This is a genomic window from Bradyrhizobium sp. CCH5-F6 (assembly GCF_001556045.1).
Classification (GTDB): domain Bacteria; phylum Pseudomonadota; class Alphaproteobacteria; order Rhizobiales; family Xanthobacteraceae; genus Bradyrhizobium.
In genome coordinates, this window is record NZ_LSIC01000220.1 from 1 (window position 1) to 271 (window position 271).

At 63.8% G+C, this 271-nt stretch carries 1 protein-coding gene; it reads left to right on the plus strand.

Features of this window, described 5'->3' with window-relative positions; all coding sequences use genetic code 11:
- On the plus strand, positions 1-271 hold a 271-nt coding region (locus AX729_RS38160; RefSeq protein WP_156457450.1), incomplete at both ends, for a PAS domain-containing protein.

Below are 271 nucleotides of genomic sequence, written 5' to 3' on the forward strand. Positions count from 1 at the left end.
CCTATCGCGAGTTCTGGGCCGCGCTCAACCGCGGCGAATACCAGGCGGCCGAATACAAGCGTATCGGCAAGGGCGGCAAGGAGGTCTACATCCAGGCGTCCTACAATCCGATCCTCGATCTCAACGGCAAGCCGTTCAAGGTGGTGAAATATGCCACCGACACGACCCGGCAGGTGCTGGTCCGCATGGGCAACGAGCGCGTCCGCGGCATGATGGAATCGGTCGCCGCCGGCTCGGAGGAGCTCAACGCCTCGGTGCGGGAGATCTCCGA